The organism is Sphingomonas sp. DG1-23 (assembly GCF_030730875.1).
Classification (GTDB): domain Bacteria; phylum Pseudomonadota; class Alphaproteobacteria; order Sphingomonadales; family Sphingomonadaceae; genus Sphingomonas.
This window is the reverse complement of the sequence record NZ_JAVAMA010000010.1, coordinates 16624-39316: the sequence shown is the minus strand read 5'-3', so window position 1 is coordinate 39316 and position 22693 is coordinate 16624. Positions and strand designations below refer to the sequence as shown.

Sequence of the window (22693 nt, the reverse complement as noted above, 5' to 3'; positions counted from 1 at the left end):
GGAACCTCAAAGACATGGCTTCTCTCGCATGCCAGCCGCTGACCTATGAACGCGGGCCCTCGCCGCAGCGCGACGCCGAGGCGATGGTTCGGAAACACCTGCCTTTGGTGCGCCGCATCGCCTGGCACGTCCATGGCTCGATGAGCGCGATCGTCGATATCGAGGACCTGATCCAGATCGGCATGGTCGCGTTGATCGAGGCGGTCGGCGGCTTCGAGGATCGCGGCCAGGTGACCTTCGAGCAATATCTGGTCACCCGCGTCCGCGGTGCGATGATCGACGAATTGCGCCGCCAGGCGACGCTCACCCGCGGCGCGATGCGGCGGCGCAAGGCCTATCAGGAAACGGTATCCGCGCTCGCCACCGAGATCGGCCACGCCCCGAACGACTTGCAGGTCGCGGAGAGGCTGGGGGTCACGCCCGAAAAGCTCCGCGCCGAATATGCCACTGCGGAGGCAGTGCGTTTCGACTCGATCGACGAGATGTACTCGGACGAATCGCCATGGTTCATGTCCGACGAGCCCAATGCCTTCGACCAGCTCGCCGATTGCGACCAGCGCGAGGCGCTGATCGCCGCGATCTCCGAGCTTCCCACCCGCGAAGCGCAGGTGATCCAGCTTTATTATGTCGAGGAACTCAACCTCGAGGAGATCGGTCAGGTGCTCGGCGTCGGCGCCGCGCGCGTCTGCCAGATCAAGGCCTCGGCGCACGCCCGGCTCAGGCGCGCGCTCCAGCGGCGTCTCGGCTGACTATTTCGGCAGCACTGCGCCTGCCGTGACCTCGAGCCGCGCGGCCACGCCCGCCGCAGCCGGCAATCCCGCACGCGTGGTCGGCTGGCCGCCGCCGATCCACAGGTCGACGCGTCCCGGTACGAGCCGGCGAATGCCCTCCGCGTCGACGAGGCTCAGTGCCCGCGCATCGAGGGCAAAACGCACCCGCCGCGTCTCTCCTTTCTTCAGATGCACCCGCTCGAAACGCTCCAGCGCGCGCACCGGCGCACCGCTGGTGCCCGGATGCGACACATAGAGCTGGGCGACCTCATCGCCGTCACGCGTGCCGATATTGCTGATTTCGACGGTCACGGTGACCTTGCCGTCCGCGCCCACCCGGGCATTGCTCAGCGTCGGCGTCCCATAGCGGAAGCGCGTATAGCTGAGCCCGTGCCCGAACGGGTAGAGCGGCTCGCCGGCGAAGTAGCGATAGGTCCGCCCGGCCATGCGATAGTCGGAGAAGGGCGGAAGCTGGTCGGCAGATCGGTAGAAGGTCACCGGCAGCCGTCCGGCGGGGCTGAAATCGCCGGCGAGCAGCCCGGCCACCGCATGCCCGCCCTCGCCGCCCGGATACCAGGCCTCGACGATCGCCGGGACGTGCGCGTCGGCCCAATTCACCGCCAGCGCGCTGCCGTTCATCAGCACGAGCACCGTGGGTTTCCCCACCGCATGCAGCTGGGCGAGCAATTTCTGTTGCGGCGCCGGCAGATCGAGGCTGGTGCGGTCGCCCCCCGCGAAGCCGGGTGCCTGTACCTTCATCTCCTCGCCTTCGATCCGCGCCGACAGGCCGCCGACGAATATCACGAGATCGGCCTGTTTCGCTGCGGCGACGGCATGATCGCCATCGGCGCTCGGCAGGCTCCACACCAGTTGCTGGCTGCTGCGCTGGCCGCGCTGAAAGCCCTCGACGCGCAGCGGATACTTCCGGCCTTTCTCGAGCGCGATCGTGCCCGACAGGATCGATGGCGCGTCGCCGACGCCCCATTCGTCGACGACCAATTTGTCGTCGACCCAGATTCGATAGCCATTCTCGCTGGCGAAGCGGAACCCATATTCGCCGCTCTCGGGCGCGACGAGCGTGCCGGTCCAGCGCGCCGAACTCTCGCGATCGCCGCGCCATTCGAAGCGCGCATTGGGCTGGGTGCTGCTCTCGGTCGCGGCGCCTTCGAGGTTCGCGCCCTCGAAGAACTCGACCTTGAGTCCCCGCGCCGCACAGGCCGCGTCGACGCAAAGCGCGTCGTCGGGCACCGGCACTTCGGCCGGCCCGATCAGCCCGGTTCCCTGCACGTGCAATATCCTGGCCTTGGGATAGCGCGCGCGGATTCCATCGAGCACGGTAACCGGCTTTGACGGAGTGCCGTAATAATTGCCGACCAGCGCGTCGAAACTGTCGGCATTGGGGCCGATCACTGCGATCGTCTTCGGCTCGCCTTTGATCGGCAGCAGGTCGCCCTCGTTCTTGAGCAGGACCATCGACGCTTCCGCCATTTTGCGGGAGAGCGCGTGGTGCCCGGGCGTGTCATACTCCTCGGCAGTGATGTTGGCGAAGGGCAGTTGCGGATCGAACAGCCCCAGCCGGATCCGCGCCTCGAACAGCCGCTGGAGCGCGCGGTCGACGACTGCCTCGGGCAGCTGCCCCGCCTTCACCGCCGCGACGATATTCTCGGGCTCGGTGGTCATCTTGTTGCGATAGTCGCCGCAGATCAGGTCCATGCCGGCCTTGATGCCGACGGCGACGCCCTCGACGGCGGTCCTGGTGTAGTGCAGCGCGTCCTCGCGATAGATGTTCGCCGCCGCGCCGCAATCGGACACGACATAGCCCTTGAAGCCCCAGCTCTTGCGGAGGATGTCGTCCATCAGGAAGCTGCTCGCGCAGCCGGGAACGCCGTTGACGGCGTTGTACACGCACATGACCGATTCGACCTTGCCCTCGGTCACCGTCGCGCGGAACGCAGGGAGATAGGTGTCCTCGAGGTCGTGCGGGCTCGGATGGACGTCCTCGCGATGACGGTTGCTCTCGGGGCCGCTATGCACCGCGAAATGCTTCGAGGTCGCCACGGTCTTCAGGAATTTGGGATCGTTCCCCTGCAGCCCGGTAATGAACGCGATGCCGAGGCGCCCCGACAGATAGGGATCCTCGCCATAGGTTTCCTGACCGCGGCCCCAGCGGGGATCGCGGAAGATGTTGATGTTGGGCGACCACACGGTCAGCCCGCGATAGAAATCGCTGCCCCCGTCGGGGTGCCGCCGCTCGACATATTTGGCGCGGAATTCGGTCGCGATCGTGTCGCCGACCTGGTGGAGCAAGGGCGCGTCCCACGATGCCGCCATGCCGATCGCTTGCGGAAACACGGTGGCGATGCCGGCGCGGGCGACGCCGTGCAGGCCCTCGTTCCACCAATTATATCGGGGCACGCCCAATCGCGGGATCGCCGGGGCGGTATGGCCGAGCTGGTGCGCCTTTTCCTGCAGCGTCATCCGCGCGATCACGTCGCGCGCGCGCTGCTCGGGCGTGGCGGAGGGGTCGCCGAGTTTTCCGGCGGCGGCGGTCTGTGCGCTCGCCAGCGGTACCCATGCGCCGGGCGTCGTCAGCGCAAGCGCGATCACCAGCTTCCTCGTCACTCTCGGCCTCTCCATTATCGTCTGGAACGAGGCTAACCCATTTCTGGTAGCGCTACCAGTCACAACCTCGGGCAAAGGAAAACCCCGGCGGTCACGCGGACCACCGGGGTTCCTCTTGCGCACTCTCCAACGCGGAGAGGTGACCGGCCGCGGTGCCTGTCAGGGGGGTGACACCCCGACCGGCACGCGCTTAACGGAGCAGCGAAAGAACCGTTTGCTGGCTCTGGTTCGCCTGGGCGAGCATCGCCGTCGAAGCCTGAGACAGGATCTGCGCCTTGGCGAGCGCGGTCGTCTCGGCCGAGAAATCGGCGTCCTCGATGCGGCTGCGCGCGTCCGACAGGTTGGTGACGTTGGTGGTCAGGTTGTTGACCACCGATTCGAGCCGGCTCTGCGACGCACCGAGCGTGGCGCGGGCGGTGTTGACCGCGGTCAGCGCGGCGTCGGCATTGGTCAGCGTGGTGCCGGCGGCAGTGGCGGTGTCGACCTTGAAGTCGGCGGCCTCGAAATTGTCGCTGTCGAAGAACGCTTTGGTCAGCGCGACGGTGTCGGTGCTGTTGATGCCGACCTGGATGGTGACGTCGTCGCTCGCCGTGTCGGTCGCGGCATAATCGAACACCGTGACGCCGTTGAACTTGGTGTCCTTGAGGATCGACTGGATCTGCGTGGTCAACGCAGTCGCTTCCTTGTCGAGATTGGCGCGGTCGGTGCTGCTATAGGTGCCCGAAGCCGACTGGACCGCCAGCTCGCGGATGCGCTGCAGCATGTTGCTCACTTCGTCCAGCGCGCCGTCGGCGGTCTGGGCCAGCGAGATGCCGTCATTTGCGTTGCGGATCGCCTGGTTCATGCCGCGGATCGATGCGGTCATCGTCGAAGCGATGGCGAGGCCGGCGGCGTCGTCCTTCGCATTGTTGATGCGCTTGCCGGTCGACAGGCGCTCCATCGCGGTGCCCAGCAATTTGTTCGCCGAGTTCGAAGCGTTCGAAGCACGCAGCGAGGCGATGTTGGTTCCGATAACAGTCATGTTCATCTCCATGCTCGTCGGCTTCCCGCGTCCCCCCTGAACGGGAAAGCGGAGCCGCCAAGCCAAGGAACGGCAGCGCATTTCCCGGCTTAAGCAAAAAAATCGTCCATCACGCGCGCGCGTAGACGGGCGGGGACCGCAGAAGTGCGTCGTTACGTAGTTTTACGGCGCGTTAACCAACCTTGCCCCAAAGAACGCTCACAACAGGGGGTCACACATGCGCTCGATCGTTCCTTCGGCAGCAGTTCTCCGGCAGAAATACGCTCTCGTCTCGGCGCTTCGCGCGCAGGGTTTCGCGATCGGATCGTGCGAGGACGGCAAGCCCGGCGCGCAGGATCTGTTCCTGATCGCCGATGGCGAGGTTCTGCCGGCACCGGCCCGCACCCTCATTCTCGGCGAAGGCGAACGCGTCGCCGTCCCCTTCCGCGACGGCAATCCCGCCCGGCTGAATTATGGCAGCGACGATGCCGCGATCGGCGCCGGTTTCGCCAGCGCGATGGCGCGTGGCCCGTGGGAGCCGGTCGCCGCCGATCCCGAAAGCCTCGCCTTGCTCGCATTGGCCGAGCGCGTCGCCGCCTCGGACATCACCGTTCTGATCAACGGACCCACTGGCACCGGCAAGGAAGTCCTCGCCAAGGCGATCCATATGGGTTCGACGCGCCGCGACGGCCCGTTCGTCGCGATCAATTGCGCCGCGCTTCCCGAGACGATGCTCGAAGCGATGCTGTTCGGCCACCACAAGGGCTCGTTCACCGGCGCGTCGTCGGGCGGGCAGGGCTTCTTCCGCGCCGCCAATGGCGGCACCTTGCTGCTCGACGAAATCGCCGAGATGCCGCTCGGGCTCCAGGCAAAATTGCTTCGCGCGCTGCAGGAGCGCGAAGTCGTTCCGATCGGCGGCACGGTGCCCGAGAAGATCGACGTCCGCGTCATCGCCTGCGCCAATCGCGACTTGCAGGGCGAAGTCACTGCCGGCCGCTTCCGCGCCGATCTCTATTATCGTCTCGCCGTTTTCCCGCTCGCCACCAAGGCGCTCGCCGAGCGCGGTGGCGACATCGCCGCGCTTGCTGCGGCGATGGTGCTGCGTCACGCGGGCACCCGTTCGTCGCTGCCGTGGATCACCGCCGAAGCGGTCGAGATCCTCACCGATCACGATTGGCCGGGCAATGTCCGCGAGCTCGAGAACGTCATCCAGCGCGCGCTCCTGCTCGCGCCGGGCGATGTGATCGCGCCCGAGCATCTGATCTTCGATCGCCGGCCGGAGATGCGGCAGGAGCGCCCGGAGACGCTCAGCAACATCGTCCAGATGCATGAATTCCAGGCGATCCGCGAAACCTTGGCCGAGTGCAACGGCAGCCGGATCGAGACCGCCAAACGTCTCGGCATCTCCGAACGCACCTTGCGGTACCGCCTCGCCAAGGCACGCGAACAGGGTGAAGACATCGCCCAGGCGATCTCGGCATGAGCGGCGTCACCGCGCCGATGAGCGTCGACCGCGTCCTCGCGCTCCGCGCGCAGATCCTCGAGCGCAACGCCGCGCTCGGCCGCGCCCAGCAGGCGCCGACCCCGACCGCGCCCGCCGAGAGCAAGCCGGCGAGCTTCGTCGACACGTTTCAGGACGCGTTCAAGTCGGTCAACCAGGCGCAGGCGCAGGCCGGTGCGCTGTCCGAAGCCTATGAACGCGGCGAAACCATCGACATCGCCAAGGTGATGCTCGCCCGCCAGCAGGCCTCGGTCGGCTTCGAGGCGACCCTGCAAGTCCGCAACAAACTATTGTCCGCATACAAGGACATCATGAGCATGCCGGTCTGATCCGATGAGCAATGCCCTCGCACCCACCGACGCCGGCACCCCGGCTCGCTTCGAACCGCTCAAGCAGGTCAGCGGCCTGCTCGGCCAGCCTGCGGTCAAGCGCAGCCTGCCGTTCGTCTTCCTCATCGGCCTCGTCCTCGCCGGCTTCATCGCCTGGTCGATGGTGTCGACCTCGCCCCAGCGCATCCTGTTCGCCAATGTCAGCGATGCCGACAAAGCGGCGATCTCGTCGGCACTCGACGGCGCCAATATCGCCAACAGCATCGACGGCTCGGGCTCAATCACCGTTGCCGAGGAAGAGTATCACAAGGCGCGGATGCTCCTCGCCAGCGAAGGCCTGCCCAAGGCCGCGCCGGGCGGCTACGCGATTCTCGACAATCTCCCGATGGGCGTCAGCCGCGCAGTCGAGGGCGAGCGCCTCCGTCAGGCGCGCGAGACCGAGCTTGCCCGCTCGATCCAGGAGATCGACGCCGTCGCCGAGGCGCGCGTCCATCTCGCCACGCCCGAGGCCTCGGCCTTCGTCCGTGATCGCGCCGCGCCCTCGGCCAGCGTCATCGTCAAGCTCCAGCCGGGCCGCGCGCTCGGCGACGCGCAAATCCGCGCGATCGTCAATCTCGTCGCCTCGTCGGTGCCGGGAATGCAGCCCGATGCCGTGACGATCGTCGATCAGATGGGCGCGTTGCTGTCCAGATCGGGCGGCAAGGACGCCAGCGCCGGCGATACGCGGATCGACTTCCAGCGCCGCGTCGAGGACAAGTATCGCGAGCAGCTCGCCCAGTTGCTGACGCCTTTGGTCGGCGCAGGCAATTTCACTGCCGAGGTGCAGGCCGATGTCGATCTCGACGAAAGTCAGGCTACCCGCGAAAGCTATGACAAGCAGGGACAGGTGATGCGCGCCGAACAAGGCGCATGGACCGGAACCTCGAAGGACGGCCAGACTCCGGGCGGGATTCCGGGCACGCTTTCCAACACCCCGCCCCCGGCCAGCACCTTGGTTGCGCCCAACGCCGGCGGTGCCGCTGCGATCACGCCTGCCGCCCCCGCCGCGGCGCCGCAGACCAAGCAGAGCGACAGTTTCACCCGCACCTACGAGACCGGCAAGGAAATCTCGGTCACCCGCGCCACGCCCGGCAATGTCCGCCGGCTCTCGGTCGCGGTGGTGCTGCGTGAGGAGAACGGCAAGCCGCGCGGCATTGCCGAGATCAATCAGCTCAGCGAGCTGGTTCGCGCCGCGGTCGGCTACAACGCGACGCGGCAGGATCAGGTCACCGTGATCAGCCGCAAGTTCAGCGCCGCAGCCGACGCCGCCAAGACCGGCCCGGCATGGTACGAAGCCGAATGGGTGCCGATGGCCGCGCGCAACGCGACCGCTTTGGTGATTGCCCTGCTCGTGCTCTTCCTCGGCGTCCGCCCGCTCTCCAGGGCGCTGCTCAAGAAGCGCGAGGACGCCACCCAGCGCCCCGGCCTTCCGATCGGCAATCCCAATGCCGAGGGTGCGCCTGCGCCGCTCCCCAGCGTGTCGATCGACATGCTCGAAGACCGCGGCAACAGCTATGACGATCGCGTCGGTCTGGTGCGCGGCTTCACCCGCGAGAACCCCGCCCGCGCCGCGCTCGCGGTGCGCGACATGATCAAGGCGGACGCGGCATGAACGCGTTGCGCAGTTTCAACGGAGTCGAGCGCGCCGCGGTGCTGATGATGCTGGTCGGCGAGGAAGAGGCTGCGGCCATCCTCCAGAAGCTCGATCCCGATGAGGTCCGCGATCTCGGCAAGGCGATGTTCACCGTCGCCGACGTCAGCGAGGCCGAAGTCGATCAGGTGCTCGACGATTTCGTGTTCAAGGCGCGCGGCCGTTCGAGCGTGGTGTTCGATCCGCGCCCGCAGATTGCCGGCATGATGACCAGGGCGCTCGGCAGCGAACGCGCCGAGGGCGTGCTCGCGCGGATCATGCCGCCCGCCGCCAATGCGGGGCTCGAGCAATTGCAATGGTTCGAGCCCGAAGAGATCGCCGCGATGATCGCCGAGGAGCATCCGCAGATCGCCGCGGTGTTGCTTGCCCAGCTCGATTCCGAAGTCGCCGCGCAGGTGTTCGATCACTTGCCGCAGGACGTTCAGCCGCAGATCCTGCGCCGCGTCGCCAAATTGGGTCCGGTGCCGCCCGAGGCGATCGAGACCTTGAAGGCGATGCTCGCCAGCCGGGCCCGCAGCGCCCGGAAATCGATCGGGCTCCAGCTCGGCGGCACCCGCGAGGCTGCCAAGATCCTGTCGGGCGCGCGGAAGCTCACCGAGCAAAGGGTGATGCCCAAGCTCGCCAAGATCGACCGGGAAGTGGCCAAGGCGATCGAGGAAGCGATGTTCGTCTTCGACAATCTGCTCGAGCTCGACGACAAGAATCTCTCGACGCTGATCCGCAGCGTCGATGCCGACATCCTCACCAAGTCGCTCAAGGGAGTCGAGGAGGATGTCCGCAATCGCTTCCTCGGCTGCATGTCGAGCCGCGCCGCCGACGGCATCCGCGACGAGATGGAAGCGCGCGGGCCGATGAAGCTCGCCGATGTGCTCGATGCGCAGAAGGTGATGATCGCGATCGCCCGCGGCCTCGTGAAGGACGGCACGCTGCAGATGCCGGGCAAGGGCGGCGACGACGATTATGTCTGATTTCGCCCCCGGCTTCGCCGGCCGCATCCATGCCGCCGCACACGTGCTCCAGCGCGCCTTCGGCGAGGGTAGCGCCTTTGCCGCCGCCGATGTCGGCAGCATCGGCCGCCGCGGCTTCGAGGAGCCCGCGGTGTCGCCGCGCCATTTCTCGCCCGCCGATCCGGGAACGAACCCCACCGAGGGTTGGGATCCGTTCGCGGCCGAGGCGCCGGCGACCCCGGCAGCGTTCGTCGACCCGATCGCCGCCGCGCACGAAGCGGGATTCGCCGAGGGCCGCGCCGCCGCGCTCGCCGAACTAGGGGAGGCCCGCGCCCGCGAGGCCGCCTTGCTCGATCAGGTGTCGGAAGCGCTCGCCGCGGGCGCGCATTTCGATCGCGAGCGGATGGCGGGGCATCTCCGCCAGACCGTGCTCCATCTCGTTCAGCGGATGATCGGCGACGCCGGTATCGCGCCCGATATCCTCGCCGCACGGATCGCCGCCGCGGTCGACTTGCTCGCCGACGGCGCCGAATCGGCTTTGCTGCGGCTGCACCCCGAGGATGTCCCGCTCGTCCAGGGCAAGCTCCCCGCGGCGATCTTTCCGGTCGGCGATCCGCATGTCACCCGCGGCAGCTTCGTGATCGAAAGCGCCTCGACGATCGTCGAGGATGGTCCCGAGATCTGGCTCGAGCAACTCGCGCTCGCGATCGACCGCGTTCCGATCCCGCCCGCATGCTGAACAAGTTCACCGACGATTATCTCGACGGCCTCGGCTGCCGCGATTTTGCGCCCCGCGCCAAGGTGTCGGGCCGCCTGTCTTCCTATGACGGCCTGCTGATGGAAGCGGTCGGGCTCTCGCTCCCGGTCGGCACGGTCTGCGCGATCGGCGACGGCGCCAGCCGCGTCGAGGCCGAAGTGATCGGATTCCGCGGCGGCAAGACGCTGATGATGAATCTCGGTGGCCCCGCCGCCTTGCTCCCCAATGCGCCGGTGCGGCCGGTCGGCTCGCCCGGCGAGGCCGAAGTCGGTGCCGCCTTGCTCGGCCGTGTCGTCGATGGTGCGGGCAAGCCGATCGATGGGCTCGGGCCGATCCGGGGCGCGCGCAAATGGCCGCTCGCCGGCAAGCTCCAGTCGCCGCTCGATCGCGGCCGGGTGCTCGAGCCGCTCGACGTCGGCGTGCGCGCGATCAACGGGCTGCTCACCATCGGCCAGGGCCAGCGCGTCGGCATCATGGCCGGCTCGGGGGTCGGCAAGTCGGTGCTGCTCGGGATGATCGTCCGCGCGGCGCAGGCCGATGTCGTGGTGGTCGGCCTCATCGGCGAGCGCTCGCGGGAAGTCGCCGATTTCCTCGAGACCAAGGTGTTCGGTGCCGCGCGCGCGCGCTCGGTGGTGGTGGCCGTCCCCGCCAACCATTCGCCGGTGCTCCGCATCCGCGGCGCGCTCCGCGCCACCGCCATCGCGGAATCCTTCCGTGCCGAGGGCAAGAAGGTCCTGCTGATCATGGATTCGCTCACTCGTGTCGCGCATGCCGGCCGCGAGATCGGCCTTGCGCTCGGCGAGCCCGCCAGCGCGCGCGGCTATCCGCCGAGCGCCATCGCGATGCTGCCCAGCCTGATCGAACGCGCCGGCACCTGCGTGTCGTCGGGCGGGTCGATCACTGCCATCTACACCGTCCTCGCCGATGGCGACGACGGCAACGACCCGGTCGTCGACAGCGCCCGCTCGATCCTCGACGGCCATATCGTGCTCAGCCGGGCGCTTGCCGAGCGCGGCGTCTATCCCGCGATCGATCTCGGACCTTCCGTCAGCCGGGTGATGACCGACATCGCCGCGAGAGAGCATGTCCACGCCGCGCGCGTGCTGCGCCGCCACCTCGCCACCTATGAGGAAAATCGCGATCTCGTGCTGATGGGCGCGTATCGCCCCGGCGCGGATCCCGAGATCGATGCGGCCATCGCCTGCCACCCCGCGGTGATGGAATATATCCGCCAGGGCGCGGACGAAATAGTGGCGTTGCCCGACGCCGTCGCCGAGCTGACCGGCGTGTTCGGCGATGCGTGACCTGACGACGGTGCCAGCCCGCTCCCCCACCCGGCCACCCAACGGCAGTATCATATGGGTGGCCGGGTGGGGGAGCGGGCCGGTGCGGGACAGCAAAAATGCCTAGGACCGTGAAGAAGCTCGAACGGCTTTTGCGGGTTCGCACGCTCCAGCTCGACCAGGTCCGTGCCGCCGAAATCCACGCGCGCAGCAAGGTCGATCAGGAACAGACGTTGCGCGAGCGCATCGCCGCCCTCGCCGACAATGTCGCGCCCGTCGCGGCGCCCGCACCTGCGTTCGCGACCTCGCTGATCGCCGCCGCGCATTATCGCGACCGGCTTCACCAGTCCGCCCATGCCGCCGAGCGCCGCGTCGTCGTCGCGCAGCAAGGCCTCGAATCCGCCCGCGCCGCCACCCGTGAAGCGCATCGCGACCAGAATGCGATCGAGAAGCTCATCGAGCGCGAAGATGCCAAGGCCGCGCTCAAGGCGCTTCGGGAACTCGAGGCGCTTCCGGCCACTACCAGAAAACGGCACGATATTTGCTGAACCGCGGGGGTGACCAGTTTCACCCCGGGGGTTTCGCACTTGATCCAGCTTTCGTCGCTCCTTCCCATGCCGCACGGGCCGGTTCGTCCTGTCCTGCTCGCATCCGGGGGCACCAGCAGCTTCGTGCTCGCGCCGGGCGCGCTCGTCTTGCCGACGACGAAGGGTGAAAGCGCGGTGCTGCCGTCCGGACGGCAAGAGCTTGCCCAAGCCGGCAAGGATTTGCCGGAGCAGACGATCGGCATCGAGTGCGAGGACAGCGCCGAGGAGCGGCATGCACCTGAGGATGGCGCCGACATCGCCTTCGCCTGGTTCGCAACGACACCCGTTCCGCAGCCGGCGTCCATAGCTGCTGCTCTCGTGCCCGCGATCGAGATTGGGGTGGACGCGAGCGCGCCGCGCCCGCAAGCCGCCGCTGCGCTTGCCGATCTCTCCGCCGTTGCGACGCTCCCGAGCGAAGCTGGTGCAGCGCCCGAGCTTCCATCGACTTCCGGTGCTCCGGAACGTGCAGTTGCGCCGGCGACTTTGCCGACGCTCGCCATTGCCGAACAGGCGCAAGTGAAGGCGCTGCCAAATCCGACCGGCGACCCGTCGGCTGTTGCCGTACCGACCGCCCCCGCTTCCCCTCGTCCGGCGAGCAAGGCCGGACCCACGATCCCGAGCGCCACGGTTGGCAGAGCCGCTGCTCCGATCACGCAGATCGAACAGCGCATCCGTCCAGCCGAGGCACCTGCGCCCACCTTGGAAGTCGCGACCCGGCCGGCGGCCAAGGCGCCGGCGCAGCTGCGTAGGGCACCGGCCCAGGACGCTCCCGAACAGGCCCGAACGGTGCAATCGCTGCGGACGCCCATCCTGGCGCCGCCGCCTGCGGCGATCGACCCGGCTATCGTGACCATCGCCGCAAGCGTGCCGCCCGCGCCCGCGCCCGCGCCGCTGCGCCGGGCGCCGGCCATGGATTCGGTCGCGCCCGCTTTGCTTCCTGCCGCGCCCGAGGCCGCGCCGCGGCATGCCGTGCCTGCCGCGGCCGATATTCAACACGGCGCGCTCGACACGCGCGGTCAGGAATGGACGGGCAGGATGGTCGAACATATCGAGGCGTTGCGCGACGCCGCGCCCGTCCGCGAGACGCGCCTCAGCCTTGCCCCCGAAGCGCTGGGCAAGGTCGACGTCTCGATCCGCCACGAAGGCGATCGGGTCCATGTCCATTTCACCACCGAGACGCCGGCCGCGCGCCAGCTGATCGCCGATGCCCAGCCGCGGCTGAGCGAGCTTGCCGAGGCACGCGGGCTCAAGCTCGGCCAGACCAGCTTCGAAAGCGGCGCGGCAGGGCAGGGCCCCAATCGTGAGGGCCGCGAGCAATCTGCGCCGCGGCAGCCGCTCGCGCCGCGCCCCGTCACCGATTCCGCCGTCGGCGCTGCCGACGATGACCGCATCGCCTGAGATCGAAGGAGCCCGTCATGGCCGATACCAATGAAGCACCCCAGGCCCCCCGCAAGAAGAAGGGCGGCAAGCTGCTCATCCTCGTCGGGATCCCGATCGCCCTGCTCGGCAGCGGCGGCGGCGCCGCGGTCTATGGCATGCAGGCCGGCTGGTTCAGCGTGAAGCCGGCCGAAGCCGAATCGGACGAACCCAGATTGGTCGCGAAGAGCGAGGAGAAGCGCGCCGCGTTGAAGGCGGAAGGCGGCGAGGGCCATGGCGAGGGCGGCGCCTCCGAAGGCGGCCACGGCAAGCCGACGCCCAAGGGCGAGGGCGGCGACAAATATGCATCGAGCTATTATCCGATGGAGAAGGAATTCACGTCCAACCTCCAGGACAGCGTCCACTTCATTCAGGTCGGCATCGCAGTGTCGACGCCCTATGACGAGCGCGTTCTCGAGAACATCAAGACCCACGAGATCGCGATCCGCTCGCAGGTGCTGATGGCGCTCGGCGAAACCAGCGAGGAAGAAGTCTTCACTGCCGAAGGCAAGCGCCACATCCAGGACCGGCTGGTCAAGGCGATCAACGCGGTGCTGAAGGAAAAGGAAGGTTTCGGAGGCGTAAGTAACGTCTACTTTACCAATTTCATTGTTCAGTGAACGGGCATGGTTAACGCCCCTTCAGAACTCGGCAGCATCGAACGGCGGGAACGCCCCCGGGCCAGCGCGGAACACGCGCCGGCGCTGGGTAGCGCGAACCTGAACCCGTTCGGCGACCTCGTCACGCTGCAGCATCTTTGTGCGCGGCTGGCCAAGTCCTTGAAGCCGGTGTTCGACGGGGTTTCGCGCGCCGATGTGCGCAGCTGGGCCGAGCCGCTCTCGGTGCAGCGCTGGGCCGATTATCGCGCCGAGCGCGGCCACTCCCTCACCGCGTGGCAGCCGCTCACGATGGGCAATGCGAGGGCGCGGGTTCAGTTGGCGCTCGACGGCAACTATCTGTTCGAACTGCTCGATGCCTTTTTCGGCGGGGACGGCGAGGCGCCCAATCCGCTGCCGGCCGAATTCACTCCCGCGGCCGAAGCGTTGACGCTGCGTCTGGCGAACCTGCTCGCGGCACCGCTCGAAGCCGCATGGGAGCCGCTGACCCGCGTCGGGTTCCGCGGGATCGAGGGCGCCAATATCGGCGCGCTTCCCGAATTTTCTGGCGACGACCCCATCGTCGTCACGCGCTTCGGCATCGCGCTCGGCGAGCGCAAGCCCGCATTCATCGACATCCTGTATCCCGTCGCGGCGCTCAAGCCGCATGCCGCGGCGCTGATGGTCAAGGTCCATGGCCTGTCTGCCGAAGTCGAGCCCGAATGGCGTAGCGGCCTCACCCGCGCCGTGATGGGCGTCAAATTCCCGATCCGCTCGGTGCTGGCCGAGCCGGTCGTCCCGCTCGGTATGCTGCTCGATCTCAAGCAAGGCGACGTGATCCCGATCGATTTCGGCCCCGAGGTTCCGGTGATGGTGGCGTCGCGCCGCCTCGGCACCGGCCTCGTCGGCACTGCCAATGGCCGCGCCGCGGTCCGGCTCACCCAGCTCGAAGAGCTCAGCGAAGAGGATTTCCGATGAACGACATGGCCGGGGGCTTCCCCGTCGATACTTCGGTGGCCGCCAATTTCCGGCTGCTGCAGGATGTCGACGTCAAGCTGACCGTCGAGATCGGCTCGACGTCGCTGTCGCTGCGCGAGCTGCTCGCTTTGGGCGAGGAAAGCGTGATCGAGCTCGATCGCGACGCCAACGAACTGCTCGACATCTTCGTCAACGGCACGCTGATCGGCCGCGGCGAGGTCGTCACCGTCGGCGAGAAGTTCGGCGTGCGGATGACCGAATTGGTCAGTCCGGAAAAGCGGACCGCACGCCCATGATGTGGTCCTACATCCTCAAGCTGGTGATCCTGCTCCCGCTCGTCTGCGGGCTGCTGATCGGCTGCCTCTATGCGTGGCGCAAGCTCGAGGCGCGGCTGCCCAAGAATCAGGGAACGCGGATGGTCCAGGTCAAGGAAACCATGATGCTGGCGCCCGGGCTCCGCCTCGCGGTGGTCGAGTTCGAGGGGCAGAAGCTGCTCGTCTCGGTCAGCCGCAGCGGCGTCACGCTGGTCGACAAGGCGCAAAGCTGATGCTCGCACGACTTTCGACTCCCCGCTCGATCGGCGGGCGCGCGGCCCTGTTCGTCGGGGTGCTCGCTTTCTGCATTCTCTTCGCCGCGCCGGCATTCGCCCAAGGCGTGCCGGCGCCGGCACCCGTCCCCGGTGTAGGCGACGCGGTCGATCGCGCGCTCGGCGATCTCGGCGGCGGCGACGCGCCGCTCAGCCTGTCGTTGCAGGTCCTCATCATCATGGGCCTGCTCACGGTGCTGCCGGGCATCCTGCTGATGATGACCAGCTTCACGCGGATCATCATCGTGCTGTCGGTGCTGCGTCAGGCGCTCGGGCTCCAGCAGACCCCGCCCAATCAGGTGCTGGTCGGGCTGTCGCTGTTTCTCAGCTTCTTCGTGATGGCGCCGGTGCTCAACCAGGCCAACACGACGGCGATCCAGCCCTACGCCGCCGGCCAGATCAGCGCGACGCAGATGATCGAAGGCACCGGCAAGGCGCTTCACGGCTTCATGATCAAGCAGACCCGCAACCGCGACGTGAAGATGTTCGCCGACATGGCAAAGAGCGGTCCTTATGCCAGCCCCGCCGACGTGCCCTTCTCGGTGCTGCTCCCTGCCTTCGTCACCAGCGAGCTCAAGACCGCGTTTCAGATCGGCTTCCTGATCTTCCTCCCCTTCATCGTCATCGACCTCGTCGTCGCTACCGTGCTGATGAGCCTCGGCATGATGATGATGTCGCCGACGATCATCTCGCTGCCGTTCAAGCTGTTGCTGTTCGTGCTGGTCGACGGCTGGGCGCTGACCATGGGCAGCCTCGCCGCGAGCTTCGGAACCTAGGCATGGATGCCGATTATTTCCTGACCGTCGCGCGCGAGGCGATGTGGGTCGTCGCGCTCGCCTCGGCGCCGATTCTGCTGCCGGCGCTGTTGGCGGGCTTGATCCTCGGCATGGTCCAGGCGGCGACCTCGATCCAGGAACAGACGCTCACCTTCGTCCCCAAGCTGATCGTCGTGGCAGTGAGCCTCGTGATCTTCGGCGGGATGATCCTCGGGCTGCTCGGGGATTTCACGACGAGCATCTTCGAGCGCATCCCGGATCTGGTGAAGTGAATTCCGATTCCGTCCCGGTGCTCCTGCGAAAGCAGGAGCCCAGAGCCACAGGCGACGCGCCTGGAACCTTGGGCTCCTGCTTTCGCGGGAGCACGCTTGCGCTTCCCCGTCGCCCATGATGGGCTTCGGCCTCTCGATCGAGCCGCAGCTCTGGGCCCTGCTGTTCGCGATGGTGCGGATCGGCGCGGCGTTCATCGCCGCCCCGGTGTTCAGCGCAGTCGCGGTACCGCTGCCCGCGCGGATCGCGCTTACCGGGGCGATCGGCGTCCTGGTGATCAACACCACCCACATCACCCCGCCCGCGGAGATCTTCTCGCTCACGACGATGCTGGCTGTGGCCGCCGAGGCCCTGGTCGGGCTTGCGCTCGGCTTCGTGCTCCAGATCGCGTTCGCCGCGCCTATGGTCGCCAGCGAAGTGATCGGCATGTCGATGGGGCTCGGCTTCGCCAATGCCGTCGACCCCAATAGCGGCCATTCCACCCCCGCGCTCGGCCAGTTCCTGTCGCTGCTGCTGACTCTGTTGTTCCTCGCGGTCGATGGCCATCTCGTCCTCGTCGACCTCGTCGTTCGCAGCTACGAGGCCGTGCCGCCCGGGATATGGATCGCGCCCGAGCGATTGCTCGGCATCGCCTTGTTCGGCGGCTATGTGTTCCTTGCCGGGTTGCTGCTCGCGCTCCCGGTCGGCTTCCTCCTGCTCTGCCTCAACGTCGTCGTCGGCATGCTCAGCCGCGCCGCGCCCGCGCTCAATCTGTTCGCGGTCGGTCTGCCCGCCAGCCTGGCGATGGGCGTGGTCGCGATCCTGCTCGCGCTGCCGGCCATGGGCGACTACCTCCTCGTCATCGTCCGCGAGGCACTCGACGCCGCGCCGCGGCTGGTGCTCGGCTGATGTCCGAGAGCTTCGGCGAGAAGACGGAAGCCCCGACGGCCCGCCGCAAGCGCAAGGCGGTCGAAGAAGGCCAGCTTCTCAAATCGAAGGATTTCGGCACTGCATTGGTGATCCTGATCGGCTGCGTATGGATGGCGTTCCTCGGCCCGTCGCTGATCGCCGCGTGCAAGGAAGTGATGACCGCAAGCTTTTCGTTCGGGCGCGGCGATGTCGAACATTTCGAGCCGTGGCGGCCGCTGGCGAGCGCGGGATGGAAGCTCGCGCCGTCGCTGATCGGGCTGTTCGTGTTGGCGATGATCGCCACGATCCTCAGCCAGGCGGGGCTCGGCTCGATCGGCTGGAACAACAAATTGTTCGCGCCCAAGGCCTCGCGGATCAATCCGGGGTCGGGGCTCAAGCGGATGTTCGGCCCGACCGGGCTGATCGAGCTCGGCAAGTCGCTGCTGAAGGTGCTGCTGCTCGGCGCGATGGGCGCGTGGATGCTGCGCTCGATCACCCACCGCTCGCTCGGCCAGGTCTCGTCTGACCTGCCGGGCGCAGTCGGAGCGCTGAGCGGCCAGTTCCTGACCCTGATGTTCGTGATGGCGGCGGGACTGCTGATCATCGCCGGCGTGGACTTGCCGATCCAGATGATCCGCCACTTCCGTCAGCTCCGCATGACCAAGCAGGAGGTCAAGGAAGAGCATAAGGAATCCGAAGGCTCGCCCGAGCTGAAGGCGCAGCAGCGCGCACGTCAGCGCGAGATTCTCAAGGGCGGCTATCGAAAGACCGTCGCCACCGCACATGTCGTGCTGACCAACCCGACCCATTTCTCGGTCGCGCTTCGCTACGATCAGGGCAAGGATCAGGTCCCTGTGGTGGTCGCCAAGGGGCGCGGCCAGACCGCGCTCGCGATCCGCGAACTCGCCGCCGAGTTCGAAGTGCCGGTGCTCGAATATCCGCAACTCGCCCGCGCGGTCTATTACACCAGCCGCGAAGGCCAGGAGGTCCGCGACGACCTGTATCACGCGATCGCGATCGTCCTCGCCTTTGTCTTCGGCATCAACAAGCGTGCCGGCGGCAGCCAGCCCCCGGTCACCGTCCCGCCGGGCGCCTTGTTCGACGAAAACGGTCAGAAAATCGAGCGCCCGGCCTAAAGCGCGCCGCTGCGCTGCCGCTTATTGGGACAGGGGGAAGCAATGGCCATCGAATCGATTGCGAAGACGCTGGGAACGGGCTCGGGAGTCGACGTCACCGCCCTCGTCGCCGGACTGGTCGAAGCGACCTTCGCGAACAAGAATGCCGCGCTCACTGCCAAGGCCGACGCGCTGACCGCGCAGATCTCCAAAGTCAGCGAGCTCAAGAGCACGATCAGCGATTTCGCCAGCGCGCTCGCGGCGCTGACCAGCGGCGGCACGCTCGCCACCCAGCCGACCAGCTCGAAGAGCGACGTGGTCACCGCCACCCGGCTCGCCGGCGCCGACCTCACCGGACTGAGCGCCTCGGTCGAGGTCCGCCAGCTCGCCCAGGCGCAGGTCGCCAGCACCGATCCGTTCGCGAACGGCGAGGACACGGTGGTCGGCACGGGCACGCTCACGCTCACCTTCGGCACCGCTACGGTGTCGGGCACGTCGATGACGTCGTTCACTGCCGGTCCTGCAGACCCGATTTCGATCACGATCGATTCGGCCCACAACACGCTTGCGGGCGTCGCAGACGCGATCAACGCCGCCAATGCCGGCGTCACGGCGTCGATCATGACCGATGCCAATGGCGCGCGGCTGGTGGTCAAGGGCGCGACAGGCGCCTCGCAGGCGTTCGAACTCAAGGGCAGCAGCCAGCTGCGCGAACTCGACATCGGTCGCAACGAGAGCGGCTCAGACATCAACACCGCCGCGCAGAACGCGATCGTCGCATTGGACGGCGTCCAGACGACGTACAATACCAACAGCGTCTACGGGCTGATCGATGGGGTCCGGCTGGATCTGGTCTCGGCCGCGATCGGGACCAAGGTCAATATCGGCGCAAAGGCGCCGACTACCGAGCTCAAGCAGTCGGTCACCAACTTCGTCGAAACCTGGAACGAAGTGTACAAGCTGGTGAAGGCAGCGACGAACGCCGTCGACGGACCGTTGCGCGGCGATCCCGCCGCCAAGGATCTGCTCCGCCAGCTCAAGGGCATGACGCTCGCCACACTCGTCCCTAACGCCGCGACCGATCATCCCGCCACGCTTGCCGATATCGGCGTGGCGACACAGCGCGACGGCAGCCTCACCGTCGACGCGACCCGGCTCGCCACGACGCTCACCACTTTCCCCAAGGAAGTCGAGGCGATCTTCGCGCAGGGCGTCGGCCTCACCAAAGCGCTTTCGGAAATCGCGAGCCGCGCGACCAACAAGGATACCGGCCTCGGCGTCAGCCAGGCGAATTACGAAAAGGCGCAGACCAAGGTCGAGGATGCGAAAGAGAACGTGCTCGCCGCGACCGAGAAGTTGCGCAGCCGCATGACCCAGCAATTCGCTGCGATGGATGCCAAGGTGGCGGCGTACAAATCGACGCAGAGCTTCCTCGAGCAGCAGATCAAGGCGTGGAACGGGGGCGATTGACGTCATGACGCGCTACGCCACGCCGCTCGCCAATCCCGCGGCTACCTATCGCCAGGTCGATCTCGCCGGCCGCACCACCGGTGCCGACCCGCACCGGCTCGTCGGCTTGCTCTATGAAGAGGGCGTCGCGGCGCTACGCGCAGCCGCCTGCGCCGCCGAAACCCGCCAATTCGCGATCAAGAGCGAGCGTGTCGCCCGCGCCACTGCGATCCTGTTCGCGCTCGAGGCCGGGCTCGACTTCGATCAAGGCGGCGAAGTGTCGCGCACGCTCGCGACCTTCTATCACGGGCTCCGCCAGCAGGTGCTCCACGCCAGCATCGGCATCGATCCCGAGCCGTTCCGCGAAGCTGCGGCGAGCCTCGAGGAGATCGGTGGCGCCTGGGCCAGCGTGCGGGCTTCCTGAGCGCTTTCAGCTCTGCGGGATGACGAGTGCCGTCTCGGCCTTTACCCGATCCAGCGCGATCAGCGTGCGATAGCGGTCGACCGCGTCGTTCTCCTCGAACAGACGCCGGGTCAGCGCTTCATATTCGCGCATGTCGCGACTGAGGATGACGAGGACGAAGCTCACGCCGCCGGTGACATAATAGGCTTGCTGCACCTCCGGCGCGTCGCGAAACACCGCCTTGACCATGTCCACGGTCGAAGCCCGTTCGTCGCGCAGATGGACCTCGACGATCGCTGTGATCGCGAGCGAAAGCGCATCCGGGTCGATCACTGCGACGTTTCGCGCGATGATGCCCGCCTCCTCCATCGCCGCGATCCGGCGCTGCACCGCCGCCGCCGACAGATTCACCGCTTCCGCGATTTGCCTCTGGGGCGTCTTGTTGTCGTGCTGGACGATCCGCAGGATCGCACGATCGAAAGCATCGAGCGCGCGGGCGAAGATACGGAATCGGGCCATCGCACGAGTGATTGTTGCATTTCGCCCCCCGATCAAGAGCGCACGGCTCGCTTCCATCCTGATAAGCTTGTCGCTGGCATAAGAGGGACACCATGCAACTCGCGATCGTCGACCGGCAAGGAGGCAGGAATCTGCCTTTGGGCGTCCTGTTCGGGATAGGGGCCGGTGCCTTGTGGGGGCTGGTTTTCCTCACTCCCGAAATGGTGCGTGCGTTCAGCCCGCTGCAACTGACGATCGGGCGCTATCTCGCCTATGGTCTGATCTCTGCCACGCTGATCGCGCCGCGTTGGCGCATGCTGCAGCAGCTCGGCCGGCGCGAATGGCTGGCGCTCTGCTGGCTCTCGTTGGCCGGCAACACGCTCTATTACATCCTTTTGTCGAGCGCGGTGCAGCTTGGCGGGATCGCGATGACCTCGCTCGTCATCGGCTTCATCCCGGTCGCGGTCACGATCGCGGGCAGCCGCGACGAAGGGGCGGTGTCGTTGCGCAGGCTCGCCCCTTCTCTATTGTTCTGCTCGGCCGGGGCAATCTGCATCGGATGGCAGGCAATCGCGATCCCAACGGGCTCGGTCGGCGCGCAATTGATCGGACTCGGCTGCGCGATCGGGGCACTTGCCGCCTGGTCGATCTACGCGATCAACAATAGTCGCTGGCTGGTTCGGCTCGACCATGTCACCGCGCATGACTGGAACCTGCTGATCGGCATCGTCACCGGCGCGCAATCCCTTGTGCTCATCCCCGTGTCCCTGATGCTGGACGACTCGCGGCACGATGTCACCGCCTGGGCCGAATTTGCCGCGGTCTCGGTCGGCGTGGCGGTGTTCGCGTCGATCTTGGGAAGCCTGCTCTGGAACCGTATGAGCCGGCTGCTGCCGCTGACTCTCGTCGGCCAGATGATCCTGTTCGAGACGCTGTTCGCCCTGATCTATTGTTTCCTGTGGGAGCGGCGCGGGCCGACATTGCTGGAGGCCGCGGCCTTTGCCCTCGTCGTCGCCAGCGTATTGTCGTGTATCGGAGCGCATCGTGGGCTGTCGTCAGCCGATCCCGCTCCGGCGGGCTAGAGGTCGAGCTTCTCGTAATCGGCGGGGGGCGGGATGCCCTCCATCCGCTCGGACAGCAATGGTCGAAAGCTCGGCCGGCTCTTCATGCCGATATACCAACGCTTGGCCTGTTCATGGCTCTTCCAGTCGATTCCGCCAAGATAGTCGGCGATCGAGATCTGCGCCGCGGCAGCCAGATCGGCGAGGCTCATCGTCGGCCCCGCCAGCCAGGTGCGGTGATCGAGCAGATAGTCGATATAGTCGAGATGCGCGACCGCGGCCTTCATCGCCTCGCGCAGAGCCTTGGCATCGGGAGCCAGTTTGTGCACCACGCGCTTGATCATCCGCTCGTGCAGCAGGGGCGCGGTGATGTCGCCGTAGAAGTGATGGTCGAACCAGATCACCAGCCGGCGGATCTCGGCGCGGTCGGTGGCGGTGCCGTTGATCATCGCATTCTTGCTGACCGTCTCTTCGATGAACTCGCAGATCACGGTCGAATCGATCAAGGTCACCCCGCGCTCGGTATCGACCATCACCGGCACCTGCCCGGTCGGATTGAGGTCGAGAAACTCGTCGCGGCGCAGCCAGGGCGATTCGCGCACCGGCTCGTACCCAACGCCTTTTTCGCCCAGCAGCAGGCGAACCTTACGCGAAAACGGACAAAGCGGGAATTGGAGGAGCTGCCACATGCAGCCGTATCTACCGCCCGCGCGCGGCGCGTCCAGCCGATGCGTCAATTATCGTCATAGGCCTCGATCGCGCCCTGCAGCGGCGCCAGCGCAGCGCGAAGCCGATCGGCGGTGCGCGCCAGTTCGCCGCGCATCGCCAGCGCGTCGTTGGCGACCGCGCCGACGGTGCCGACCGCACGGCGAGTCCGTTCGTGGAGCTTCGCCTCGAAATGCGGATCGCGGCGGCGCTCGACGTCGCGCAGCGTATCCGACGGGCGGATATCCGCATCCGGATCGGCATAGTTGGCGAGAGGTCCGACCTTGGTGTCGAGCACGATACCGGCCAGCGCGCTCATCGCCATCGCCACGCCTTCCTGCACCATCGGATCGTTGAGCCGGCGCACGGCGTCGGCCTCTCGCGATTGCGCGGCGGCAGGAACGGCGATGGCGCACAGGATCGCGGCGGTGGAGAGCAGACGCATGACATTCTCCCGAGTCGTCAG

At 67.0% G+C, this 22693-nt stretch carries 25 protein-coding genes; 20 read left to right on the top strand and 5 right to left on the bottom strand.

All coding sequences use genetic code 11. The annotated features are described in order from the left end of the window. The first annotated feature begins 14 nt into the window (after positions 1-14). A complete protein-coding gene (locus tag Q9Q95_RS15775; protein WP_306098102.1) occupies positions 15-749 on the top strand; it encodes a sigma-70 family RNA polymerase sigma factor in 735 nt (244 codons plus the stop codon). Here Q9Q95_RS15775 and Q9Q95_RS15770 read toward each other — a convergent pair whose 3' ends face one another. Together Q9Q95_RS15770 and Q9Q95_RS15765 are read right to left on the bottom strand one after the other, a co-directional pair. Next, on the bottom strand, positions 750-3392 hold the full coding sequence (locus Q9Q95_RS15770; protein ID WP_306098101.1) for a glycoside hydrolase family 3 protein: 2643 nt from the start codon (positions 3390-3392) through the stop codon (positions 750-752). Positions 3393-3582: 190 nt separating this feature from the next. After that, the gene (locus Q9Q95_RS15765) at positions 3583-4413 is read right to left on the bottom strand and encodes a flagellin (protein ID WP_306098100.1); all 831 of its coding nucleotides are present in this window, start codon (positions 4411-4413) and stop codon (positions 3583-3585) included. A 217-nt stretch (positions 4414-4630) separates the two neighbouring features. On the opposite strand from Q9Q95_RS15765, the gene Q9Q95_RS15760 reads away from it, so the two are divergent. The 18 genes from Q9Q95_RS15760 (at position 4631) to fliS (ending at position 19984) form a co-directional block, all read left to right on the top strand. Next, entirely contained in the window at positions 4631-5875 is a 1245-nt protein-coding gene (locus Q9Q95_RS15760; protein WP_306098099.1) for a sigma-54-dependent Fis family transcriptional regulator, read from the top strand. After that, complete coding sequence (gene fliE, locus Q9Q95_RS15755; protein WP_306098098.1) at positions 5872-6222, top strand: flagellar hook-basal body complex protein FliE; 351 nt, start codon at positions 5872-5874, stop codon at positions 6220-6222. The genes Q9Q95_RS15760 and fliE overlap by 4 nt, the downstream gene beginning before the upstream one ends. A gap of 4 nt (positions 6223-6226) precedes the next feature. Beyond that, a complete protein-coding gene (gene fliF / locus Q9Q95_RS15750) occupies positions 6227-7873 on the top strand; it encodes a flagellar basal-body MS-ring/collar protein FliF (protein WP_306098097.1) in 1647 nt (548 codons plus the stop codon). Beyond that, positions 7870-8880 (top strand): flagellar motor switch protein FliG, encoded by a 1011-nt coding sequence (gene fliG, locus Q9Q95_RS15745; RefSeq protein ID WP_306098096.1) that lies wholly within the window; start codon positions 7870-7872, stop codon positions 8878-8880. The genes fliF and fliG overlap by 4 nt, the downstream gene beginning before the upstream one ends. Continuing rightward, the gene (locus Q9Q95_RS15740) at positions 8873-9598 is read left to right on the top strand and encodes a FliH/SctL family protein (protein WP_306098095.1); all 726 of its coding nucleotides are present in this window, start codon (positions 8873-8875) and stop codon (positions 9596-9598) included. Before fliG ends, Q9Q95_RS15740 begins: the two co-directional genes overlap by 8 nt. Then, positions 9592-10920, top strand: coding sequence for a FliI/YscN family ATPase (locus Q9Q95_RS15735; protein ID WP_306098094.1), 1329 nt, complete (start codon positions 9592-9594; stop codon positions 10918-10920). Before Q9Q95_RS15740 ends, Q9Q95_RS15735 begins: the two co-directional genes overlap by 7 nt. 98 nt (positions 10921-11018) lie before the next feature. Beyond that, positions 11019-11447, top strand: a complete 429-nt coding sequence (locus Q9Q95_RS15730; RefSeq protein WP_306098093.1) for a hypothetical protein — start codon at positions 11019-11021, stop codon at positions 11445-11447. 9 nt (positions 11448-11456) lie between these two features. Then, the gene (locus tag Q9Q95_RS15725; RefSeq protein WP_306098092.1) at positions 11457-12884 is read left to right on the top strand and encodes a flagellar hook-length control protein FliK; all 1428 of its coding nucleotides are present in this window, start codon (positions 11457-11459) and stop codon (positions 12882-12884) included. A 17-nt stretch (positions 12885-12901) separates the two neighbouring features. Beyond that, positions 12902-13522: a flagellar basal body-associated protein FliL gene (gene fliL / locus Q9Q95_RS15720; RefSeq protein ID WP_306098091.1), complete on the top strand. Its 621-nt coding sequence runs from the start codon at positions 12902-12904 to the stop codon at positions 13520-13522. Positions 13523-13528: 6 nt separating this feature from the next. Further along, positions 13529-14476: a flagellar motor switch protein FliM gene (locus Q9Q95_RS15715; protein WP_306098090.1), complete on the top strand. Its 948-nt coding sequence runs from the start codon at positions 13529-13531 to the stop codon at positions 14474-14476. Then, a complete protein-coding gene (gene fliN / locus Q9Q95_RS15710; RefSeq protein ID WP_306098089.1) occupies positions 14473-14772 on the top strand; it encodes a flagellar motor switch protein FliN in 300 nt (99 codons plus the stop codon). Before Q9Q95_RS15715 ends, fliN begins: the two co-directional genes overlap by 4 nt. After that, on the top strand, positions 14769-15023 hold the full coding sequence (locus Q9Q95_RS15705) for a flagellar biosynthetic protein FliO (protein WP_306098088.1): 255 nt from the start codon (positions 14769-14771) through the stop codon (positions 15021-15023). Before fliN ends, Q9Q95_RS15705 begins: the two co-directional genes overlap by 4 nt. Beyond that, the gene (gene fliP / locus Q9Q95_RS15700) at positions 15023-15838 is read left to right on the top strand and encodes a flagellar type III secretion system pore protein FliP (RefSeq protein ID WP_306098087.1); all 816 of its coding nucleotides are present in this window, start codon (positions 15023-15025) and stop codon (positions 15836-15838) included. The genes Q9Q95_RS15705 and fliP overlap by 1 nt, the downstream gene beginning before the upstream one ends. A 2-nt stretch (positions 15839-15840) precedes the next feature. Further along, the gene (gene fliQ, locus Q9Q95_RS15695) at positions 15841-16110 is read left to right on the top strand and encodes a flagellar biosynthesis protein FliQ (RefSeq protein WP_306098086.1); all 270 of its coding nucleotides are present in this window, start codon (positions 15841-15843) and stop codon (positions 16108-16110) included. Positions 16111-16225: 115 nt separating this feature from the next. Next, a complete protein-coding gene (gene fliR / locus Q9Q95_RS15690) occupies positions 16226-16996 on the top strand; it encodes a flagellar biosynthetic protein FliR (protein WP_306098085.1) in 771 nt (256 codons plus the stop codon). Continuing rightward, entirely contained in the window at positions 16996-18132 is a 1137-nt protein-coding gene (flhB, locus tag Q9Q95_RS15685; protein ID WP_306098084.1) for a flagellar type III secretion system protein FlhB, read from the top strand. The genes fliR and flhB overlap by 1 nt, the downstream gene beginning before the upstream one ends. 42 nt (positions 18133-18174) lie before the next feature. Then, a complete protein-coding gene (gene fliD, locus Q9Q95_RS15680) occupies positions 18175-19581 on the top strand; it encodes a flagellar filament capping protein FliD (protein ID WP_306098083.1) in 1407 nt (468 codons plus the stop codon). A 4-nt stretch (positions 19582-19585) separates the two neighbouring features. After that, entirely contained in the window at positions 19586-19984 is a 399-nt protein-coding gene (fliS, locus tag Q9Q95_RS15675) for a flagellar export chaperone FliS (RefSeq protein ID WP_306098082.1), read from the top strand. A 6-nt stretch (positions 19985-19990) separates the two neighbouring features. On the opposite strand, the gene Q9Q95_RS15670 is transcribed toward fliS, so the two are convergent. Continuing rightward, a complete protein-coding gene (locus Q9Q95_RS15670) occupies positions 19991-20482 on the bottom strand; it encodes an Lrp/AsnC family transcriptional regulator (RefSeq protein WP_306098081.1) in 492 nt (163 codons plus the stop codon). A gap of 92 nt (positions 20483-20574) precedes the next feature. Here Q9Q95_RS15670 and Q9Q95_RS15665 point away from each other — a divergent pair, with 92 nt between their 5' ends. Further along, positions 20575-21543 carry a DMT family transporter gene (locus Q9Q95_RS15665; RefSeq protein ID WP_306098080.1) on the top strand — a complete coding sequence of 323 codons (969 nt, stop codon included), beginning with the start codon at positions 20575-20577 and terminating at the stop codon, positions 21541-21543. Here Q9Q95_RS15665 and Q9Q95_RS15660 read toward each other — a convergent pair. Both Q9Q95_RS15660 and Q9Q95_RS15655 read right to left on the bottom strand, forming a co-directional pair. Further along, positions 21540-22211: a glutathione S-transferase family protein gene (locus tag Q9Q95_RS15660; RefSeq protein WP_306098079.1), complete on the bottom strand. Its 672-nt coding sequence runs from the start codon at positions 22209-22211 to the stop codon at positions 21540-21542. The two genes, Q9Q95_RS15665 and Q9Q95_RS15660, sit on opposite strands and share 4 nt — an antisense overlap. 44 nt (positions 22212-22255) lie before the next feature. Then, positions 22256-22672, bottom strand: a complete 417-nt coding sequence (locus Q9Q95_RS15655; protein ID WP_306098078.1) for a hypothetical protein — start codon at positions 22670-22672, stop codon at positions 22256-22258. Between the last annotated feature and the right edge of the window lie 21 nt (positions 22673-22693).

Coding starts and splice junctions, on each gene's coding strand:
- fliD (WP_306098083.1), top strand. CDS start 18,175: ATGGCCATCGAATCGATTGCGAAGACGCTGGGAACGGGCTCGGGAGTC.
- fliS (WP_306098082.1), top strand. CDS start 19,586: ATGACGCGCTACGCCACGCCGCTCGCCAATCCCGCGGCTACCTATCGC.
- fliG (WP_306098096.1), top strand. CDS start 7,870: ATGAACGCGTTGCGCAGTTTCAACGGAGTCGAGCGCGCCGCGGTGCTG.
- fliR (WP_306098085.1), top strand. CDS start 16,226: ATGATGGGCTTCGGCCTCTCGATCGAGCCGCAGCTCTGGGCCCTGCTG.
- Q9Q95_RS15740 (WP_306098095.1), top strand. CDS start 8,873: ATGTCTGATTTCGCCCCCGGCTTCGCCGGCCGCATCCATGCCGCCGCA.
- fliN (WP_306098089.1), top strand. CDS start 14,473: ATGAACGACATGGCCGGGGGCTTCCCCGTCGATACTTCGGTGGCCGCC.
- fliL (WP_306098091.1), top strand. CDS start 12,902: ATGGCCGATACCAATGAAGCACCCCAGGCCCCCCGCAAGAAGAAGGGC.
- flhB (WP_306098084.1), top strand. CDS start 16,996: ATGTCCGAGAGCTTCGGCGAGAAGACGGAAGCCCCGACGGCCCGCCGC.
- Q9Q95_RS15705 (WP_306098088.1), top strand. CDS start 14,769: ATGATGTGGTCCTACATCCTCAAGCTGGTGATCCTGCTCCCGCTCGTC.
- Q9Q95_RS15730 (WP_306098093.1), top strand. CDS start 11,019: ATGCCTAGGACCGTGAAGAAGCTCGAACGGCTTTTGCGGGTTCGCACG.
- Q9Q95_RS15760 (WP_306098099.1), top strand. CDS start 4,631: ATGCGCTCGATCGTTCCTTCGGCAGCAGTTCTCCGGCAGAAATACGCT.
- Q9Q95_RS15660 (WP_306098079.1), bottom strand. CDS start 22,211: ATGTGGCAGCTCCTCCAATTCCCGCTTTGTCCGTTTTCGCGTAAGGTT.
- Q9Q95_RS15735 (WP_306098094.1), top strand. CDS start 9,592: ATGCTGAACAAGTTCACCGACGATTATCTCGACGGCCTCGGCTGCCGC.
- Q9Q95_RS15655 (WP_306098078.1), bottom strand. CDS start 22,672: ATGCGTCTGCTCTCCACCGCCGCGATCCTGTGCGCCATCGCCGTTCCT.
- Q9Q95_RS15670 (WP_306098081.1), bottom strand. CDS start 20,482: ATGGCCCGATTCCGTATCTTCGCCCGCGCGCTCGATGCTTTCGATCGT.
- Q9Q95_RS15665 (WP_306098080.1), top strand. CDS start 20,575: ATGCAACTCGCGATCGTCGACCGGCAAGGAGGCAGGAATCTGCCTTTG.
- fliE (WP_306098098.1), top strand. CDS start 5,872: ATGAGCGGCGTCACCGCGCCGATGAGCGTCGACCGCGTCCTCGCGCTC.
- fliP (WP_306098087.1), top strand. CDS start 15,023: ATGCTCGCACGACTTTCGACTCCCCGCTCGATCGGCGGGCGCGCGGCC.
- fliF (WP_306098097.1), top strand. CDS start 6,227: ATGAGCAATGCCCTCGCACCCACCGACGCCGGCACCCCGGCTCGCTTC.
- Q9Q95_RS15775 (WP_306098102.1), top strand. CDS start 15: ATGGCTTCTCTCGCATGCCAGCCGCTGACCTATGAACGCGGGCCCTCG.
- Q9Q95_RS15715 (WP_306098090.1), top strand. CDS start 13,529: ATGGTTAACGCCCCTTCAGAACTCGGCAGCATCGAACGGCGGGAACGC.
- fliQ (WP_306098086.1), top strand. CDS start 15,841: ATGGATGCCGATTATTTCCTGACCGTCGCGCGCGAGGCGATGTGGGTC.
- Q9Q95_RS15765 (WP_306098100.1), bottom strand. CDS start 4,413: ATGACTGTTATCGGAACCAACATCGCCTCGCTGCGTGCTTCGAACGCT.